General features: G+C 57.9%; 25 protein-coding genes and 1 tRNA gene. 4 read left to right on the top strand and 22 right to left on the bottom strand.

Features of this window, described 5'->3' with window-relative positions:
- The 12 genes from Q0520_RS08615 to Q0520_RS08560 all read right to left on the bottom strand — a co-directional run bounded on the left by Q0520_RS08615 (position 1) and on the right by Q0520_RS08560 (position 8,109).
- Positions 1-369, bottom strand: a complete 369-nt coding sequence (locus Q0520_RS08615; protein ID WP_298668896.1) for a 50S ribosomal protein L18e — start codon at positions 367-369, stop codon at positions 1-3.
- Positions 370-1,194 (bottom strand): DNA-directed RNA polymerase subunit D, encoded by an 825-nt coding sequence (locus tag Q0520_RS08610; RefSeq protein ID WP_298668894.1) that lies wholly within the window; start codon positions 1,192-1,194, stop codon positions 370-372. It lies immediately after the preceding gene.
- A complete protein-coding gene (locus Q0520_RS08605; RefSeq protein WP_298668891.1) occupies positions 1,194-1,589 on the bottom strand; it encodes a 30S ribosomal protein S11 in 396 nt (131 codons plus the stop codon). Before Q0520_RS08605 ends, Q0520_RS08610 begins: the two co-directional genes overlap by 1 nt.
- 2 nt (positions 1,590-1,591) lie before the next feature.
- The gene (locus Q0520_RS08600; RefSeq protein ID WP_298668888.1) at positions 1,592-2,131 is read right to left on the bottom strand and encodes a 30S ribosomal protein S4; all 540 of its coding nucleotides are present in this window, start codon (positions 2,129-2,131) and stop codon (positions 1,592-1,594) included.
- Between the two features lie 16 nt (positions 2,132-2,147).
- Entirely contained in the window at positions 2,148-2,600 is a 453-nt protein-coding gene (locus tag Q0520_RS08595; protein WP_298668886.1) for a 30S ribosomal protein S13, read from the bottom strand.
- Positions 2,601-2,629: 29 nt separating this feature from the next.
- A tRNA-Ser gene (locus tag Q0520_RS08590) sits at positions 2,630-2,714 on the bottom strand.
- Positions 2,715-2,810: 96 nt separating this feature from the next.
- A complete protein-coding gene (locus Q0520_RS08585; protein ID WP_298668883.1) occupies positions 2,811-3,785 on the bottom strand; it encodes a deoxyhypusine synthase in 975 nt (324 codons plus the stop codon).
- Positions 3,786-4,213: 428 nt separating this feature from the next.
- Positions 4,214-5,002 carry a CBS domain-containing protein gene (locus Q0520_RS08580; RefSeq protein ID WP_298668880.1) on the bottom strand — a complete coding sequence of 263 codons (789 nt, stop codon included), beginning with the start codon at positions 5,000-5,002 and terminating at the stop codon, positions 4,214-4,216.
- Complete coding sequence (locus tag Q0520_RS08575) at positions 4,999-5,838, bottom strand: CBS domain-containing protein (protein ID WP_298668876.1); 840 nt, start codon at positions 5,836-5,838, stop codon at positions 4,999-5,001. The genes Q0520_RS08580 and Q0520_RS08575 overlap by 4 nt, the downstream gene beginning before the upstream one ends.
- Before the next feature lie 6 nt (positions 5,839-5,844).
- Positions 5,845-6,786 carry a CBS domain-containing protein gene (locus Q0520_RS08570; RefSeq protein ID WP_298668873.1) on the bottom strand — a complete coding sequence of 314 codons (942 nt, stop codon included), beginning with the start codon at positions 6,784-6,786 and terminating at the stop codon, positions 5,845-5,847.
- Positions 6,787-6,790: 4 nt separating this feature from the next.
- Entirely contained in the window at positions 6,791-7,549 is a 759-nt protein-coding gene (locus Q0520_RS08565) for a CBS domain-containing protein (protein WP_298668869.1), read from the bottom strand.
- A complete protein-coding gene (locus tag Q0520_RS08560; RefSeq protein ID WP_298668865.1) occupies positions 7,546-8,109 on the bottom strand; it encodes a cyclic nucleotide-binding/CBS domain-containing protein in 564 nt (187 codons plus the stop codon). The genes Q0520_RS08565 and Q0520_RS08560 overlap by 4 nt, the downstream gene beginning before the upstream one ends.
- 204 nt (positions 8,110-8,313) lie before the next feature.
- Between Q0520_RS08560 and Q0520_RS08555 the strand changes: the two genes are divergently transcribed.
- The 4 genes from Q0520_RS08555 to Q0520_RS08540 all read left to right on the top strand — a co-directional run bounded on the left by Q0520_RS08555 (position 8,314) and on the right by Q0520_RS08540 (position 11,060).
- On the top strand, positions 8,314-8,955 hold the full coding sequence (locus Q0520_RS08555; RefSeq protein ID WP_298668862.1) for an Era-like GTP-binding protein: 642 nt from the start codon (positions 8,314-8,316) through the stop codon (positions 8,953-8,955).
- 5 nt (positions 8,956-8,960) lie between these two features.
- Positions 8,961-9,329: a DUF2073 domain-containing protein gene (locus Q0520_RS08550; protein WP_298668950.1), complete on the top strand. Its 369-nt coding sequence runs from the start codon at positions 8,961-8,963 to the stop codon at positions 9,327-9,329.
- A 6-nt stretch (positions 9,330-9,335) separates the two neighbouring features.
- A complete protein-coding gene (locus tag Q0520_RS08545; protein ID WP_298668859.1) occupies positions 9,336-9,740 on the top strand; it encodes a Zn-ribbon domain-containing protein in 405 nt (134 codons plus the stop codon).
- A gap of 174 nt (positions 9,741-9,914) precedes the next feature.
- The gene (locus tag Q0520_RS08540) at positions 9,915-11,060 is read left to right on the top strand and encodes a KamA family radical SAM protein (RefSeq protein WP_342765260.1); all 1,146 of its coding nucleotides are present in this window, start codon (positions 9,915-9,917) and stop codon (positions 11,058-11,060) included.
- A 74-nt stretch (positions 11,061-11,134) separates the two neighbouring features.
- On the opposite strand, the gene Q0520_RS08535 is transcribed toward Q0520_RS08540, so the two are convergent.
- Genes Q0520_RS08535 through Q0520_RS08490 form a run of 10 tightly spaced genes read right to left on the bottom strand, consistent with a single transcriptional unit; the run spans position 11,135 to position 15,788 of the window.
- Positions 11,135-11,497 (bottom strand): prefoldin subunit beta, encoded by a 363-nt coding sequence (locus tag Q0520_RS08535; RefSeq protein WP_298668852.1) that lies wholly within the window; start codon positions 11,495-11,497, stop codon positions 11,135-11,137.
- Complete coding sequence (locus tag Q0520_RS08530; protein WP_298668850.1) at positions 11,490-11,732, bottom strand: KEOPS complex subunit Pcc1; 243 nt, start codon at positions 11,730-11,732, stop codon at positions 11,490-11,492. The genes Q0520_RS08535 and Q0520_RS08530 overlap by 8 nt, the downstream gene beginning before the upstream one ends.
- Complete coding sequence (locus Q0520_RS08525; protein ID WP_298668847.1) at positions 11,725-12,123, bottom strand: hypothetical protein; 399 nt, start codon at positions 12,121-12,123, stop codon at positions 11,725-11,727. The genes Q0520_RS08530 and Q0520_RS08525 overlap by 8 nt, the downstream gene beginning before the upstream one ends.
- Positions 12,120-12,254 carry a DNA-directed RNA polymerase subunit P gene (locus Q0520_RS08520; RefSeq protein WP_083523466.1) on the bottom strand — a complete coding sequence of 45 codons (135 nt, stop codon included), beginning with the start codon at positions 12,252-12,254 and terminating at the stop codon, positions 12,120-12,122. Before Q0520_RS08520 ends, Q0520_RS08525 begins: the two co-directional genes overlap by 4 nt.
- 5 nt (positions 12,255-12,259) lie before the next feature.
- Positions 12,260-12,550 carry a 50S ribosomal protein L37ae gene (locus Q0520_RS08515; RefSeq protein ID WP_298668842.1) on the bottom strand — a complete coding sequence of 97 codons (291 nt, stop codon included), beginning with the start codon at positions 12,548-12,550 and terminating at the stop codon, positions 12,260-12,262.
- A 43-nt stretch (positions 12,551-12,593) separates the two neighbouring features.
- A complete protein-coding gene (locus Q0520_RS08510) occupies positions 12,594-13,298 on the bottom strand; it encodes a ribosome assembly factor SBDS (protein WP_298668839.1) in 705 nt (234 codons plus the stop codon).
- A 7-nt stretch (positions 13,299-13,305) separates the two neighbouring features.
- On the bottom strand, positions 13,306-14,055 hold the full coding sequence (psmA, locus tag Q0520_RS08505; RefSeq protein ID WP_298668836.1) for an archaeal proteasome endopeptidase complex subunit alpha: 750 nt from the start codon (positions 14,053-14,055) through the stop codon (positions 13,306-13,308).
- On the bottom strand, positions 14,055-14,537 hold the full coding sequence (locus Q0520_RS08500; RefSeq protein WP_298668833.1) for an Rpp14/Pop5 family protein: 483 nt from the start codon (positions 14,535-14,537) through the stop codon (positions 14,055-14,057). Before Q0520_RS08500 ends, psmA begins: the two co-directional genes overlap by 1 nt.
- Positions 14,534-15,169 (bottom strand): RNase P subunit p30 family protein, encoded by a 636-nt coding sequence (locus Q0520_RS08495; protein ID WP_298668830.1) that lies wholly within the window; start codon positions 15,167-15,169, stop codon positions 14,534-14,536. Before Q0520_RS08495 ends, Q0520_RS08500 begins: the two co-directional genes overlap by 4 nt.
- Before the next feature lie 28 nt (positions 15,170-15,197).
- Positions 15,198-15,788: a 50S ribosomal protein L15e gene (locus tag Q0520_RS08490; RefSeq protein ID WP_298668827.1), complete on the bottom strand. Its 591-nt coding sequence runs from the start codon at positions 15,786-15,788 to the stop codon at positions 15,198-15,200.
- Positions 15,789-16,089: the final 301 nt, after the last annotated feature.

The following is a 16,089-nucleotide window of genomic DNA, read 5'->3' as shown; positions in this document are numbered from 1 at the left end:
TCACCTCAGTATCCTCACACCTGCACCCTTCGGGTTCTGTGCGACCAGTTCTTCGATGGTCATGCACGACCCGTCAAGGCTGGTGATTTTGCTGACTGCGGACTCGGAGAAGTTGAGTGCCGCAACCGATACCTTCTGGTTCAGCACGCCGCTCCCGAGCACCTTGCCGGGGACCAGGATCGTCTCGCCGTCCTGGGCGTACCGGTTGATCTTTCCTATGTTGACCTCAGCATAGTTGTTGCTGGGTGCTTCCAGATTTTGTGCGATGACCCGCCAGACCTTCGCATCGTTTTCCCGTGCTGTCTCCTGGAGCAGCTCAACGAGATACGAAAGACGGGGGTTCGTCTTCTGGTATGTTCCCTTTGCCATCTAATTCACTCCGGCTATCTCGACCAACGTCTCTGAGAGATCTGTTGATTGCTTTCTGATGTATTCAAGTCCTTTTTCGATGATTGTCAGAACTGGCAACGAACCATCGCTTTCCACGACAAAGATGAACTTTGAAATGTCAGACCCGACAGTGATCGCAGGTTCGGTGCCGATACCGGTGGTCAGGCACGCCTTACCGCAGAGTTTGCAGAGCGAGCATGCCTCAAGTTTTCCGTCGACTACGTGTGCCTGCCTGTCCTTGATCTCAAGCACGCCGCGAGGGCACTCGTCGATGCACATGCCGCAACCGTCGCAGTTCTCACTGATAGTGATGACCGGGTAGTTCTTGTACCCGCAGGCGGTGGTCGGTTCCCACTTGGCATGTACTCTCCCTGTGTTCAGGGTGGCGCGTGCTTCAAGTACGACTTTCTGGCCCTCGAAGAGCTTGACGATAGGAATATTGTCGAGGACTGGCCGGGTCTCAGGGTCGTCTGAGATGAGGTCGCTGGAATACACCATCTTCGGTCCTCCGACACTCATCGTGAAGGTCACCGAGCAGAGTGGGCACCCGGCACCTTCACACGAGCAGTCCTCCTGTCTGACAAATCTTGATAGATCGGTCTTTATCGGGATCAGTCCGAGCCTGTGTGCCAGAATCTCATCGAAGAGCACGCTAGAATTATCATAGATCTTTATGTCTTCGATGGCGAGCGTGGGCACCTCACCGATCATGGCGCGGCGCAGGGCATTCGCGAACGCTGGGGTGGCACCGCTGAGGACGAACCTTGCGGCGTCATCATCAATTCTGGCAAATTCGATCTGCATCAGACTCTCCTTCCGCGTCTCCCACCTTTCTGGCGAATTGAGTCGTGCGGGACAGGGGTGACATCCTCGATCTTACCGATGCGGATGCCGGCACGGGCAAGGGCACGAATTGCTGCCTGGGCACCTGGGCCGGGGCTGCGCTGTTTGCCCTGACCGGGTGCGCGAACCTTCACGTGAAGGCCAATGAGGCCCTTTTCCTTGACAGCGTTGGCGACGTTCATCGCCATCTGCATCGCAGCGTAGGGCGAGCTCTCATTGCGGTCCTGCTTGACGACCATGCCGCCGCTGCTCTTGGTAATCGTCTCGGCCCCGGAGAGGTCGGTGACGGTGATGATGGTGTTGTTGAACGAGGCAAAGATGTGTGCAATGCCCCACTTTTCCTTATCGGCTGCCATGTTTACCTCCCGGTGATCCTGCTGCGTTCAGCATGTGACTCGGCGGCGAGCGGCGAATTAGCGTAGTACTCAATGGACGCTTCTTCGCTCATCGGGACGAGGTAACCGGGGATGGTAACCCGGTGGCCGTTCACGACGATGTGGCCGTGGGTGATGAACTGTCTGGCCTGCTTCGGCGACCGTGCGAGGCCCTTCCTGTAGACAAGGGTCTGGAGACGGCGCTCAAGTGCCTGCTCGATCTTCAGCGCAAGAATGTCGTCGATGTCGCCTTCTGCTGACAGGAGGCCGTAACGCTCAAGGTGGCTGAGGAGCTGATCCTTCTTGGTCTCGGCCTGTTTCAGGTCGGTACCGGCTGAACGAAGAGCGAGGATCTCACGGGTGGCCTTGCGGTACTTCCGGAGGGCGCTCTCGGCCTTCCAGAGCTCACGCTTGTTCCGGAGACCGAATTCGATGATGGTCTTTGCCTCCTCTTCAAGGCGCGTCTTCTCGAAGTGGCGCTTTGGTGTGGAGTACTGCTTGTGGTTCTTTCCTGGATATCCCATGATCGTGCCTCCTCACTCACTCTTTCTTTCTCTTTACGCCGACGGTCGTGCCGGTTCTGCCGGTGGACTTGGTGCGCTGGCCCCTGACCTTCTGGCCGGTCTCGTGGCGGATGCCGCGGTAGCTGCGGATCTTGCGCATTGTGTTGATGTCTTCCTCGAGCGTGAGGCCAACCTCGCTTGCAAGGAGGTGCCGGGGCTTGCCGGAGAGAACATCGATGGGCCGGTTCAGCATCCACGTGGGGACGCACTCTGCATATTCGTCAACTGCTGTACGGAGCCGCTCAACTTCCTCGTCTGACATCTTGCCGAGAAGGGCATGCGAGTTGACCTGCGCCTTGTTGGCGATATAGGTCGCGGCGTGCCTCCCGACTCCCTTGATGCCGGTGAGTGCGATGAGGGCTTTTTTCGTGCCGTCGAGATCAGTATCTCTGATCCTGACGAAATACTTTATTTCTTCTTCCTGATCCATCCAATCGCCTCAATTAGATGTGGTCAAAGCGCTGAGGGAGGGATTTGAACCCTCGAGTCCCAGGGGGACACAGGTTTAGCAAACCTGCGCCATACCAGGCTTGGCTACCTCAACTTGTGAATGTCGCATCCGTGGATACTCGCAACGCAGAGCGCTGCTCCATGAATGATGTTCACTTATATTGGGTCGAGAGAGTAATAAGGGTTCCGGTCAGCCCCGGGGGGGCCTTGCACGCGCAAGGCCGCTGCCGATAAGGGCTGAGGCGGCGATTGGGATTGCGATGGTGGCATCACAGAAGCACTGGACTTTCTTTGTCCGGGCTGATTCCTTCCCCCACGAGATCGCTTCCTCAAAGGTACACCCCGAGAGTCCGCCCCAGTGTGGGGCGTCGGTGGTGTACTGGACGGCGTAAGCATGGCCGCCGAGGTCTTCGTTATGGATGGAAGCGATCACCTGCGTTTGCTGGATGAAGTTCTTCGGGACGCCGCCACCGATATAGATGACGCCGGTCCTGTGCGCATGCTCAACGATCGCGGTCACCTCGTCGACGTCGGCGATCTGGTCGATGGTGACCCTGACGCCCTGACGCCGTGCCATGGTAAGGGCGATCCCGATGGATGAGTCGCCGAGGGCAGGGACATAGATAGGTACACCGAGTTCGGTACAGGTGGCGAGGAGAGAGTGCCCGTCCGGGGCGATTTCCCTGATATGGGTGCCAAAACGCCTGAGGAAGTCAGCTGAAGAGGTCTGGCAGGGTGCGATTCCTGCGGCGAAGTCGGCGATACACCGGTCCACCTTCCGGAATTCGTCTTCATACGCAAAGACATCATAGATCCTATCGATCCCTTCCTTATACAACGCTTCGTCGTCGACGTGGTGGTGACCAAGGTAGTGGTGGACGCCGAGGTGTTCGGCGATGTCGTGGAAGATGTTCGCACCTGTCGAGACGATGGCATCCACGTACCTGTGCCTGACCAGCTGGATGAGACACTCCTGCATGCCGGCGGGTATCATGGCCCCTGAGAGGCCGAGGAGGATGGTGCAATCAGGGTCCTGGATCATCTCTGACCAGACCCTGACCGACTCGCCGAGTTTTCTTCCCTGAAAACCTGACTCGCTCATTGCGGCAACAAGTGACGGTACGTCTGTCGTCGGACATACGGAACGGCGGGGATTCATGTCCATGGCTGTTCTCCTGAGTTATAATAGGGATTCTATCAGATTAACCCATTGGTTCTGGCCTGATGGAGAAAAGAGCAATGTATTCCTGATCCTGAGATCCGGGAGATCATCTCATGGTCTGGTCGATGGAATCTCAGGTATCGTACGGAAAAGCGCAGATCCCATCGGGGATAGTCTGAGAGAGCGTATCTGTGATCTGCTCCTGTTCGAAGGCCCCTGCTGTCCCGCCCTTGCGCGCAGTCGCCGGCCCTCTCTATAAGATTCTCCTCCTGAGGGCCGCGGGTGACGACGGCTGCCACCCCCCGTCTTGGGGTGGGACGATCGAGGAAGTCTGGATAATCCTGGGGTCTGCGCCTCCATCCATGCGATCGTGGAGAGACATCACCCTCAGTTCGAGGATTTCAAAAGGACCAAAAAAGTGGAAATGAGGTTTAGAGTGCCTGGACGAGGGATGAACGGGTCACGATGCCTGCGATGTGCCCATTCCCGTCGGTGATAGGCAGGGAACTGATCCGTTTGTTGAGCATCGTGTCGATCACCTCGCCGACCGGCATACTGGCATTCACCGAGATGAGGGGGGTGGACATGATGTCGCGGACGAGCAGGTTCCGAATGCGGTGGTCCTGGTATTTCCCCTCCACCACCTCCCTGAAGGCGACCATTGAGCGTGCGACGTCGGTTTCGGTGACGATCCCGATCGGGTCTCCGTTGTCGTCGGTGACGATGAACCTGGCAATATCATCGTCCATCATCCTGCGGCGGAGGTGGACGACCCTTTCCTCAACATTGATTGTGGATGCCGGTTCCAGGATCTCCTTCACCGGTTTCGAGGGTTGCACCACCTTCAGCAGGTCCCCGTAGCTGACCTGACCGATGAGTTTGTGGTCCTCGTCGAAGACCACGACGATCTTTGCGTGCTGCAGGAGGGCAGGCAGGATCTCGATCCCCTGGTCGGGGTATGCGGCGGTAAACTCCCCCTCCACGGTGTTTGCAACACGGATCTTTGTCGGGGGGATAGAAGCGTTCCTCTTCTTACCGATCGTATCGGCGATCGCCTGCCTGGAGATGGTACCGACGACGGTTCCGTTGTCGGTGACGATGAGTGGATCGATGTTCTCGTCGAGCATCTTGTCAAGGGCGTCAGTGATGGGCGCTGATTTTGCGATTGTTACCGGTTTTGCCATAATGTCCTTGATGTGGATGTACAGCTCTTCGCTCATTTTGCCACTTCCTGTAATATATTGTCTCTTTTCACGATCCCGAGGATTTCCTGTCCTCGAACAATGACCACGCTATTGATCCGGTGGTCTATCATCATCTGCACCGCCTCTGCGGCGCTCGTCTCAGGGGGTGCGGTCAGAACCGGGTGCGTCATCACGTCCTCGGCGACTGTGGAGACTTCCTGGACGTACCTATATGCTTTTCTTCCACCAGATGCTTCTTTTCTCAGCATCTTTATATCTCTTTCCGGGATGCCGCCGGACTCGTTCCGATAAATGAAGAATGCAAGGTTCGTTTCGGTAATGATACCGGCAAGCGTCCCGTCATTGTTCACGGCGATGAGTTTTTCGTCCCGCTCGGCGAGAAGGTCGATGATATGGTCGAGGGAGTGGTACCGGCTCACCGTCACTGGACTCTCCATAAGGGCGGAGACCGGTGTCGTGAGCGAGCGTGCCGCTGCCGATCTGAGGATGTCAGATTTAGTGACGATGCCGATCACCTCTCCGTCGTTTACGACCGGGATGCCGCTGACCGACCTGTCGAGCATGAGAGCGGCGATCTCCCTTATGGATGTGTCCGGGCCGACAGTCATAGGGTCTGGCGTCATCAGGACAGATATGGGGATGCGGTCAATCGGACGCCTCCGCCAGATCGGTTCAGTCTGTCTGAGGCGGTAGGCGATGTCCTTTTTTGTGAAGATCCCAGCGAGTTTCCCGCCATCCATCACCAGCACGCGGGAGATCCTGTGTTTGATCATCTGGTTTCTCGCATAGGCGACGGTATCCTCGGGCGAAACCACCCTGACCGGGGACGACATCACATCCTCTGCCTTCATCTCCTTTCACTCCTCATAAAACGCTTTCACAAGGTCAAATTCGGTTATAAGACCGATCAATTTCCCTTCCTCGATGACGGGAAGAGCGCCCACCCCTTTTTGCAGCATTTTCAGCGCAGCATCATTAATATTCGTGTCCGGGGTTGTGGTATAGAGTTCTGCACCGGAGAGGGTGCGCACCGGCAGGCCCATCACCTCGGCCACGTCGCCGGTGGATAGGCGGGTAAAGATCTCCCCTGACCCGAGGTATTTCATGATGTCTGACGCCGAGATGATCCCGAAGAGCACGTCGTCCATGACGAGGGGCAGGCGCCTGAAACCGTGGGTGATCATCTCCTTCGTGACTGATCCGATAGGAGTGTCCGGACCGGTCACCCTGAGAGCAGTACTCATGATCTCCTCCACGGTCACGTCGGTGTCCTCATTAGCAAGGGCTTTCATCACATCCCGCTCGGTGACGATCCCCGCGAGGGCCTCCTCCTCGTTCACGACCGGGAGACCACCTATTTTCTTCGTGACGATGATCTCGGCGGCCTCAGTGATCGTGGCAGTGTGCGCCATTGTCGTCACCCGTGATGTCATGATCTCCCGCACGCTCTCGTTGATCGCCGAGAGCAGGTTGCCGCCGTGCTTGACCCGTACAAGGTTGAAGCGGTCGCCGCCGCCGAGGAAGTCAATGATGTCCCGCGCGGTCACGATACCGCGGAGACGGTGAGTACCTGCATCAGTGATCGGGAGACGACGGAAACCATAGGCCGTCATCGTCTCCACCGCACCGATGATGGTCATCGTCTGGGGGACGGAGATGACGCCACGAGTTGCAATCCCCATCACCTCGCCCTCTCCCCCCGCGATCCGCGATTTGAATTCGATCGGGCCGCGGTCAAGTTTGCCGGGCATTTTCAGCAGTCTGTCGCCCTGTTTTATCGTCTGATTACTTTTGTGCATAGCATCATTCCCTTGCAGAGAGACCATTCAGCACGCCATGCCGGTCAATCATGCCCACAAGAGCATCCCCGTCGAGGACCGGCATCTGGGAGAGATCGTGTTCGACCATCCGTTCTGCCGCCGCTCTGAGACTCTCGCCAGGGCCGATGGCGATCACGGGTGTGACCATCACGCTTTCGACCGGCACCTTCCCCCCGCTCTCCAGCGTCTTCCTCACCCTGCCGCTGTTTAAGATGTCTCTCCTTGAGATGATGCCGATGAGGTGCCGTTTCTTCATCACAGGGATGGCGGTAACCCCCTCTTCGATCATCTTCGCATAGACCCTGCTGACCGGTTCGTCTGCCTCGCAGACCGGGGGGTTCCGGTGCATATGGTCGGCGACGGTGCCGCGGAGGTCTTCCCGTGTACAGAGGATCGGGAAGATCTCGGAGAGCAGGACCGCCCCGAGGACCTGCCCGTCGTTGTCCGTTATCACGGCTGAGTCGGATTTTTTCTCCCTGATCACCTGTGCGACGGCAATCAGCGAATCATCGGGTTTCACCACCGCACCGTCCCGGACAAAACCTTCGATCTGGACGTCCGACTTGGTGGTGGTGACTTTCAGGGCATCGGTGATGTCGATATACCCGACATAACGCCCTCTCGTATCGGTGATCGCAATATCGCGGAATGTGTCGTCCCGCAGGATCTGGCGTGCCCTGGTCATCGGATCCGCCGTGGTGAGCACCGGGATCCTGATCCTGACGTCGTCTGCCACCTTCATCTCAAGCGCTCCTCCTCTCTACAATCATTGCACAGCATCATCGCGTCCATGGGAACAAGGTTGTCGCTCATCTTGCCGCACCGGTCGCAGATACCCATGGAATAACCCTCCTCCCTGTTGATGACGATCAGGTCGGCCATGATCTCGTTGAGTTCGTTGGCGACGGACAGGAGGTCCCTGACCGTGACGATGCCGGTGACTTTGCCGTTCTCGACGACCGGGAGTCGTCTGACCCGGTGTCGTATCATCATCTGTGCAGCTTCCCCTACGGTTCTGTCAGATTCGATGGTGATGAGCGGCGTGCTCATGATCTCCCTGACATAGATGGAACTCGGCTTGAGGTCCTTGGCGACGACTTTACAGTTCATGTCCTGTTCGGTGACGATACCGATGGGGACGTTCCCTGAAAGAACAATGCAACTTCCCACCTCGTCCCGGCACATGCGGGCTGCGGCCTTTGCGACCGTGGCCTCGGCCTCAATGGTGGTGGGGCTGCCTCTCATTACTTCCTTCAGCGGAACCCGTGTTTCGACGTATATGCTGTCTCGTGCATTAGCCATGAGTTCACCCCGGAGGGTCGCTGTTCTCTGGATGATTCCAGATACCCCTACCTAGGAGATTCCCCTATAAAAGAATACTGACGGGTATTTTCAAATTCGAGCATATATTCGTCAGGGTGATATTCACCCAATATAGGGGGATATTTATACCGGAGTGAATAATCTCTAATGAGTACCTGAAAAGTCTAGAATAGGGGATGAAGCATGAATTTTCTTATTCGCGCAAAGCTGACAGTATCAAATTTATTCCATGCCTTCTTCCACAAAAAGAAGTCGAAGATTGGAATCTACGGCCCCCCAAATGCTGGCAAGACCACGCTTGCCAACAGGATCGTACGCGATTGGACCGGTGACGCGATCGGTCCGGTGAGCGAGATCCCCCACGAGACCAGGCGGGCCCGGCGGAAGGAGAACATCACGATCTCCGGCTCGAATGGCAATTCGATAACGATCGACATCGTCGATACCCCCGGCGTCACCACGAAGATCGACTACAACGAATTCCTCGAGTACGGTCTTGAGAAGGACGAAGCGGTTATAAGGGCGAGAGAGGCGACGGAAGGTGTTGCCGAAGCGATGCACTGGCTTCGGGACGACATCGACGGTGTCATCTACATGCTGGACTCGACGCAGGATCCCTTTATGCAGGTGAACATCATGATGATCGGGATCATCGAGAGCAGGAAACTGCCGGTAGTTATTGTCGCCAACAAGATCGACCTCCCAGACGCTGCGCCCCAGCGGATCAGGAGCGCCTTCCCGCAGCACCCGGTCGTTCCGATCTCCGGCATGGAGGGAGACAATATAGAGATGCTTTACGAAAAGATGGCTGAGACGTTCAGGTGATCAGGATGATTCAGGGAGTTCAGATCGATTTCCTCTCGGCTGAAAGGATGGACCGGCTGACCATGATGGAAAAGATCCGGCTGATCCTTGATGACGTACGGGAAGGAAATATCGTTGTTCTGGAGAAGGGGCTTGCTCCGGACGAACAGAGCAAACTCATCGAAGTGACGATGATGGAGATCAAGCCCGACGGATTCTCTGGGATCGAACTTGAGACCTATCCGGTTAAGGGAGGGGACGGTTTCGGTGGTTTCTTTTCCAAACTCGTCGGTAAGAAGGCGGAGTCCAGGCTCACGGTGATCGGCCCGGCGAACCAGCTCAAGACGATCAAGAAGGATGAGAACCTGATCCGTGCCTGGGTCTCATCACGGTGAGGTGAAATGCCCCATAAGTGTACCAAATGCGGAAGAGAGTTTGAAGACGGCTCGACGGAGATCCTGAGGGGTTGCCCGAGTTGTGGCGGGAAAAAGTTCCTCTATATCGGGGAGTCCAAGAGGCACGACGACGTGCTCGAGGGGAAGACGATCGAAGAACTCGCCGCGGAGACTGGTACAGAGGAGATGGAGGTTGCCGAGACGCCTTCTCAATCCCGCAAAAAAGAGGAGGTTCGGGACCGTATCGACTGTTATGAGCAGGTCGAGGCGATCCGTATCCTCGAACCCGGGACATATGAACTGAATATTGAGAAGTTGGCCCGGGACGAAGAGATGGTCGTAGGCTTTGGCAAGGAAGGAAAGTACTTTGTTGACATCTTCTCCATGGGCAAACACAAAAAGAAGCAATAAACTATTTATTTTTCCCGGTTTTTCGGGGATCTATACTTTTTTATAGAGTGGCGCGCATAGGGGCGGGTAATCACTCAGTACGCGGCAGGATATTTCTGTGCTGATATCTTCTGGCACCGCGTGATACCTGGTTATGATGTATCTGGCCCCCCTTTCTTGATCTGACCGGGACTGATGGAGGTGAATACTATGAGACCACGATACCTGACCCGAGTTGACCAGATCGGTGCGCTGAGCACGGGTGAGAAGGCCACCCTCAGAAAGGTGGAAAATAAGTTTGCTTTCCGCTCGAACGATTATTATCTCTCTTTAATCGACTGGAACGATCCCATGGACCCGATCCGCAGGATTGCGGTTCCGAGCCTTCTGGAGTGCGAGGAGACGGGCTTTCTCGACCCTTCGCATGAAGAGGACTATACAGTTGCCCCGGGTCTCCAGCACAAGTACAGGGAGACGTCTCTCCTCCTGGTGTCTGACGTGTGCGGGACGTTTTGCCGGTTCTGTTTCAGGAAACGGCTGTTTATGAATATGTGTGAGGAGGTGATGAGGGATGTGACCGATGGGATTGCCTATATCAGAAACCATCCCGAGGTCACGAATGTGCTCCTGACCGGTGGTGACCCCCTGATCCTGGCGACTTCGAAGCTTGAACCGATCGTCAGGGCGGTGCGTGCGATCGACCATGTGGGGATCATCAGGATAGGGTCGAAGATGCCGGCGTTCAATCCTTATCGCATCATCGACGACCCTTCTCTGCTGGAAATGATCGGGAAGTACTCGACCGACGAGAAGCGGATCTATGTCATGGCCCAGTTCAATCACCCGCGGGAACTGACCCCGCAGGCGGTGGAGGCGCTCGCCCTTCTCCAGAAGGCAGGGGCGATCGTCGTGAACCAGACGCCCCTCCTGCGGGGGGTGAACGACGACCCTGTGACTCTTGCCGAACTCTTCAAGACGCTCTCTTATATCGGGGTACCACCGTATTATGTCTTCCAGTGCCGCCCGACACTCGGGAACAGGATGTTCCAGGTGCCGGTGGAGGAGGGGTATCAGATCTTCGAGGGGGCCAAAGGGCGGGTCTCCGGTCTTGCGAAGAGGGCGCGGTTTGTGATGTCCCATGCCACGGGCAAGATCGAGATTGCGGGACTGACCGAGGGGTGTGCCTTCTTCAAGTATCACCAGGCGGCAGACCCGGCAAATATCGGGAAGTTCATGGCATTCCACCGGAACCCGTCGGCCCTCTGGTTCGACGACTACACAGAGCCCGTGACTGACATGCCTGTGCCGGCGGAGTTCATGGAAACTACCGGGTCTTTCTGACTGACCCGCTTCGTCCGATCCCCTGCCTTCCCTTCATTGGGGCCGGGGACTGTTTTTCAAGTTTGAAAAAAGGATTACGCGCCCTGCGGCGCACCGCCGCCGAGGGCCTGCTTGACCTGGGCCTGGAGCTGCTCGAACTTCGTCTGCAGCACCTTCTCCTGCTTCTCGAGGGACGTGATACGGAGGCCGAGAGTCTCTACCTTCTCCTTCAATTCGGCGAGTACTTTCTCCTTCCCCTTTTGCATCATCACAGTCCCGACATTCACGTACACCGGCGCATCGTCGGCGACCTCCTTCAGCTCCTCCGCGGCGCGGTTCGTTTCCTTCACTGCCATCTCGTACTGGGCTTTCTGCCCGACGATCGTCTGGAGCTGCTGCTGGATCTGCTGCAGCATAGCAAGCTGCTGCTGGACCCTGGGTGAAATGTTACTACTCATGCCTGATCATCTCCTGGATTTCGTCAGCCACATTGACCAGCCGAAGCCACATGTTCAGCGCCGCCCGCAGGGCATGCACGTCCGCCGCCCGCACCGTGAGGACAAGGCTGTCAGGTCCGGCGAGGACGACCTCCTCGCGGGAGCGGGAACCGGCCACCTCCCCGGTTTCCGGGGCAAGGGCGCGGTACAGCAGGGGCGCTGCCGGCGTATGGAACGTAAAGACCGCCTCATGCATGGGGTATCACCTCAAGGACGATCCTCTTCTTCTGCTGGCCGTCAAAGACGACGGACGGCACGTCGGCCTCGATCTGTTCAGCTACACAGTATCTTTTCAGGACGTCATAAACCGATGGGTCTGCGATATGGATCGTGTGACTGATCGGTTCGTTCCGCTCTGAGATCATGACTTTCCCGAGAGAAAACTCATGGGCGACAACCCCGTCCTCCACAACCTGGAGTTTGAGGGCGCCGCGTTCTCGCGTAAAAAGGATGACTGGCTCGTCGGAAAGGGCTGCAAGGCCGGTCTTCCCGCGGGCCAGGTATCGGGCGCCCGTCGCAAAGGCGAGGTGCCGTGCGAGCGCCCGCAGGTCGTCTGCCGCTTTTCTGGAGGTCGTGACGATAGTCATCGAGCCTTCAGGTCTTTTGTCGCGGCGCCTCTTTCCTTGAACAGGATACGGTGTCCGCAGTAGGGGCACCTGACATTCTGGTCGATCTCGACCTTCTGCTTACACCGCGCACACTTGTACGAGCTGGCCACGGAGATTACTCCTGGGTCTCGATCGCACGCTCGATCGTCCGCAGGGCAACGCGGAGGGATGGCGTCTGCGGAGCATACGCACCGCCTGCGAACTTGAACCCGCACTTGCGGCACTCCCAGATACCAGTGCCGACACGGTGAACAGTTGTATGGTCACAGCGGGGGCAGGCGTGGGCGGCCTTCTCGACCGTCTCGACTTCGACCACACGCTTGCGGATGAACCTGCCATACCTGCAGCCGAAACGCCCGGAACTCCCGGTGACTTTGCCTTTTGCTTTCTGGTTACGCCTCGCCATTCTGGATATCCCCTAATATGCTTATTTAGGTTAGATGTTCCGGTTAATATAGTTGTTCAAGCACCTTGACCTGCCCGTCACCCTTGGAGAGACGGTTGACCAGAGAGTAGAATTCGCTCTGCGTCCCGGCAGGGATCCGACACACGCAGACCCATGACCCGTCGTTCTGCCATTCCTCACGCTCGACCGTCGTTGCCGCCTGCATCTCGCCGTAGGCGCGGGGCGCGTGTTCGGCCGGGATCCGCACCGCCACGCGGAGTTCCTCGAAGCGGATCGGGATGAGAGGACGGAGGGCCTTCATCGTCTCCTTTACGAGTTCGTCCAGGTGCTTGAAGGGGTCGATGTTCACCCTCGCCTCCTCCATTGCCATCTCGATACGCTGTGGCGGGTGCGGGAGTTTGGTCTGCGGGTTGATGGCGTTGCGTGCGATGTACGTGACGACCTGCCGGCGCTTCTCTTCGATCATATGCCGGCGCTGCTCGGAGGTGAGATGGATCTCACCCTTTGCCAGGATCTTCCGTGCGATCGGCTCGAATTCCGACGTCCCGAAGACCTTCACCAGGGATTCGTCAGAGGCGCGGTCCCCGCGTGCGAAGTTTTCGAAGACGGAATCGGCAGCGACGAGGTCCTCGATAGGGACTTCTTCGCCCTTTTTGGCCTTCATCGCAAGGTCGGGATCGACCCCGATCTCGAACCGCTCGCCGTGGCTCTCAAGCCGTGCCACAACCGCCCGGTCCAGTGGGATCATACCTCACTCACTCCCCTGAGGGTTCCCCGGCACTCTCAAAGTCCATCTGTTCAACGAACGACTTCACTTCTGCGGGCTCCATCTTGTGGAAGACCGGGTTTTTAACTTCGATGACACCAATCTCAACAGTCTGGACATCGAACTTCCCTTCGGTCGCCGCATGGAGGGCCTTCAGGCCGAGACGGATTGCGTCGGCGTTCGTCATCTCGGGGTTATACTCCTCCTCGAAGATCTTCATCGCTGCAGGCCGGCCGATGCCGATGCCTGTTGCCTTGTACTCGAGGAGGGTGCCCGACGGGTCGGTCTCAAAGAGACGGGCCTCGCCCTCGAAGACGCCCGCGATCAGCAGGGCCGTGCCGTACGGGCGGGCGCCGCCAAACTGGGTGTACACCTGCATGTGGTCACAGATCTTCTTTGCCAGGGTCTCCACGTCGATTGCCTCGTCGTAGGTCACCCTGTTGATCTGGGCCTCGACACGCGCCCTGTCCACCAGGAGGCGGGCGTCACCGACAAGGCCGGAAGACGCGACACCGATGTGCTCGTCGATCTTGTAGATCTTCTCGATCGATGAGGGTTCAAGGAGGCGGGACGAAACCCGCTTGTCGACAAGGAGGATCACACCTTCTCTGCACTTGATCCCGACGGCAGTGGTTCCCCGCTTCACTGCCTCGCGTGCGTACTCTACCTGGTAGAGACGACCGTCCGGACTGAAGACCGTGATCGCCCGGTCATATCCCATCTGATATTGTGGTTGCATTAGATCTCCTCTCTATCATGATCTGTCAAAAAGACTCTGCTCTGCTTTTTAATACCCTCTTGTAGTACATCAACCTTGTGCCGCCCGTACCTGAAGGCAGGTGACGCCTTTTCTCCATAGGTGACCGTTTCCGGCACTTTCGCAGGGCCTCCCTCTGCAAGGCGCCTCTTGAGCGCAGCGATCGTCCCCGAAACTGCCACGGTCCTGAGGGCGATCCGTATCTCGCCGACAGCGGTGACCGTCGAGCACGCGATGGCGAGGTCGTCCTCCATCCCCCGCTGGCAGCGGAGGATGGCGTATCCGTCTTCACAGGAGAGGACGGCCGGTTGGATCGCGGCGGCACGGGCGTCGCCGAAGAGGGATGTCACTGCGTCGGCAACGGCCAGGTACAGTGCCTTTTCGCCTGCCTCCTGCCAGGGCGGGAGGACCCGCACGAGGAGGTATCGCCTCTTTGTCCTGAGGGTCGGCGGCCTTGGCTTCATCCGACCACCTGGACCGGTTTGGGATGTTCTCTCAGGCCGTCGACGGAGGAAAGGGCGGAAAGGGTCTCCTCCTCCTCCATCCCGAAGAGAGAACAGAGGCCGACGACATCCCGCACTGTTCGCAGGTCGAGGCAGGATCGCGCATTGCTTGCGACGGTGAGGGGAAAGTCGTAGTGATGCTGGAGGACCAGGAGATCGGCATAGCGTTGGAGCACTTTCTGCCTCTCCCTGCCCCGCAAGGTGATGACCGGTGCAAGGTCGACCTCGACTGCGACGCCGCTGTCGGATGCGATCCGTGCGGCGACGTGGTCAAAGGCATGTTTACCGGCCCTGCCGAGACCCCTCAGCACATGGACCCCGCTGAGGGCGACGGCAGAACGGTTGAACCCTTCGTCACCTGCCTCGATCATCACCAGAGCCCCAGGCGGGGCGCGGCGCACCCCCCGCGTCATCTCCCTGACGTTTGCGGCGGTGATCACGATGCCCTGAACCACCTGCACGCCAGAGAACTCGCCGCTCCCGGTGGTCGAGACGATCCGATCAAAACCGCATTCGCGTGCTTCAAGGGCCATGCGGGAAAGGGTCGTGTCGCCGTCAGGATAGGGATGCACGCAGGCATCGGTATACGCCATTTGTGCACTCCAAAAAATGAGGGGAGGGTTACTTTCCTTTGTTCGCGTTGGACCGGATGCTCGGGCGGGTCTTCTCGGTGCCGGTGCCCTTGTGCCTCTGGCCACGGCCCCGCCTGCCGGCCATTGTCTTGCCGCGCTCGGCACGGCCGCGCTGGTTTGCCTGACCGATCCACGCAAGCTGCGGGTCGCTCATGACTGCCGGGTGGCTGCCGTCGACCAGGATGATCTCGTACCACTTGTTGCGGCCGTCTTCGCCGACCCAGTACGAGTTGAGGACTTCCATGTTCCGGTACTTCCGGGAGGCGCGCTCTTCGGCGATCCGCTGGATGCTCTTCCCGGCGGTGATCCGGCGCATGCCCATCCGTGCGGTCCTGCGGCCGCGGACGTACCTCGACTTCCTCCTGCCGCCCCTGCGGACGCGTGCCCGCACGACGATTACGCCCTGCTTGGCCTTGTAGCCGAGGGAGTGTGCACGGTCGATCCTGGTCGGCCGCTCGATCCTCACGACCGCACCCTCGCGCCTCCAGGTCTGCATCCGCTCCCAGAGGAGCGCCTTGACGTCAGGGGCGTCGGGGTTTCTCCATGCCTCACGAACGTAGGCATACATTGACTTTGCCATTGTAATTCACCTCAGGTTCAGCGCATGAGTTGCGCCACATTCCTTGATGGGATACCTGTACTGGTGGGTTTCATTGTGTTATTAATATTCGTACAGGATGAAAGAGCGGCGGGACTACCTCGAAGACTTCGACCCGTGGCAGATCGGAGATCTGCCCGAACAAGAGATCTCCGCTATCCTGTATTCTCATGCTCCCTTCGGTCGCATCCACCGGCCCCCTGCCATTAGGATAGGACGGGGATGGCAATCATCCTCTTCAGGATCCTTGTTCTGTCTTCCCTGAACCAATCCCGAGCGGGGA

The sequence above is a fragment of the uncultured Methanofollis sp. genome (assembly GCF_937919355.1).
GTDB lineage: Archaea > Halobacteriota > Methanomicrobia > Methanomicrobiales > Methanofollaceae > Methanofollis.
Note: the sequence above shows the minus strand (reverse complement) of the source record. Positions and strands in the feature narration are given on the sequence as shown.

Bases quoted from the DNA above. Each gene is read 5' to 3' on its own strand.
- Q0520_RS08495 (WP_298668830.1), bottom strand. From the start codon at position 15,169: ATGGCGTATACCGATGCCTGCGTGCATCCCTATCCTGACGGCGACACG.
- Q0520_RS08555 (WP_298668862.1), top strand. From the start codon at position 8,314: ATGAATTTTCTTATTCGCGCAAAGCTGACAGTATCAAATTTATTCCAT.
- Q0520_RS08550 (WP_298668950.1), top strand. From the start codon at position 8,961: ATGATTCAGGGAGTTCAGATCGATTTCCTCTCGGCTGAAAGGATGGAC.
- Q0520_RS08535 (WP_298668852.1), bottom strand. From the start codon at position 11,497: ATGAGTAGTAACATTTCACCCAGGGTCCAGCAGCAGCTTGCTATGCTG.
- Q0520_RS08595 (WP_298668886.1), bottom strand. From the start codon at position 2,600: ATGGATCAGGAAGAAGAAATAAAGTATTTCGTCAGGATCAGAGATACT.
- Q0520_RS08605 (WP_298668891.1), bottom strand. From the start codon at position 1,589: ATGGCAGCCGATAAGGAAAAGTGGGGCATTGCACACATCTTTGCCTCG.
- Q0520_RS08615 (WP_298668896.1), bottom strand. From the start codon at position 369: ATGGCAAAGGGAACATACCAGAAGACGAACCCCCGTCTTTCGTATCTC.
- psmA (WP_298668836.1), bottom strand. From the start codon at position 14,055: ATGCAACCACAATATCAGATGGGATATGACCGGGCGATCACGGTCTTC.
- Q0520_RS08580 (WP_298668880.1), bottom strand. From the start codon at position 5,002: ATGAGCGAAGAGCTGTACATCCACATCAAGGACATTATGGCAAAACCG.
- Q0520_RS08545 (WP_298668859.1), top strand. From the start codon at position 9,336: ATGCCCCATAAGTGTACCAAATGCGGAAGAGAGTTTGAAGACGGCTCG.
- Q0520_RS08530 (WP_298668850.1), bottom strand. From the start codon at position 11,732: ATGCATGAGGCGGTCTTTACGTTCCATACGCCGGCAGCGCCCCTGCTG.
- Q0520_RS08515 (WP_298668842.1), bottom strand. From the start codon at position 12,550: ATGGCGAGGCGTAACCAGAAAGCAAAAGGCAAAGTCACCGGGAGTTCC.
- Q0520_RS08610 (WP_298668894.1), bottom strand. From the start codon at position 1,194: ATGCAGATCGAATTTGCCAGAATTGATGATGACGCCGCAAGGTTCGTC.
- Q0520_RS08540 (WP_342765260.1), top strand. From the start codon at position 9,915: ATGGAGGTGAATACTATGAGACCACGATACCTGACCCGAGTTGACCAG.
- Q0520_RS08510 (WP_298668839.1), bottom strand. From the start codon at position 13,298: ATGATCCCACTGGACCGGGCGGTTGTGGCACGGCTTGAGAGCCACGGC.
- Q0520_RS08490 (WP_298668827.1), bottom strand. From the start codon at position 15,788: ATGGCAAAGTCAATGTATGCCTACGTTCGTGAGGCATGGAGAAACCCC.
- Q0520_RS08525 (WP_298668847.1), bottom strand. From the start codon at position 12,123: ATGACTATCGTCACGACCTCCAGAAAAGCGGCAGACGACCTGCGGGCG.
- Q0520_RS08585 (WP_298668883.1), bottom strand. From the start codon at position 3,785: ATGGACATGAATCCCCGCCGTTCCGTATGTCCGACGACAGACGTACCG.
- Q0520_RS08560 (WP_298668865.1), bottom strand. From the start codon at position 8,109: ATGGCTAATGCACGAGACAGCATATACGTCGAAACACGGGTTCCGCTG.
- Q0520_RS08570 (WP_298668873.1), bottom strand. From the start codon at position 6,786: ATGCACAAAAGTAATCAGACGATAAAACAGGGCGACAGACTGCTGAAA.
- Q0520_RS08600 (WP_298668888.1), bottom strand. From the start codon at position 2,131: ATGGGATATCCAGGAAAGAACCACAAGCAGTACTCCACACCAAAGCGC.
- Q0520_RS08565 (WP_298668869.1), bottom strand. From the start codon at position 7,549: ATGAAGGTGGCAGACGACGTCAGGATCAGGATCCCGGTGCTCACCACG.
- Q0520_RS08500 (WP_298668833.1), bottom strand. From the start codon at position 14,537: ATGAAGCCAAGGCCGCCGACCCTCAGGACAAAGAGGCGATACCTCCTC.
- Q0520_RS08575 (WP_298668876.1), bottom strand. From the start codon at position 5,838: ATGAAGGCAGAGGATGTGATGTCGTCCCCGGTCAGGGTGGTTTCGCCC.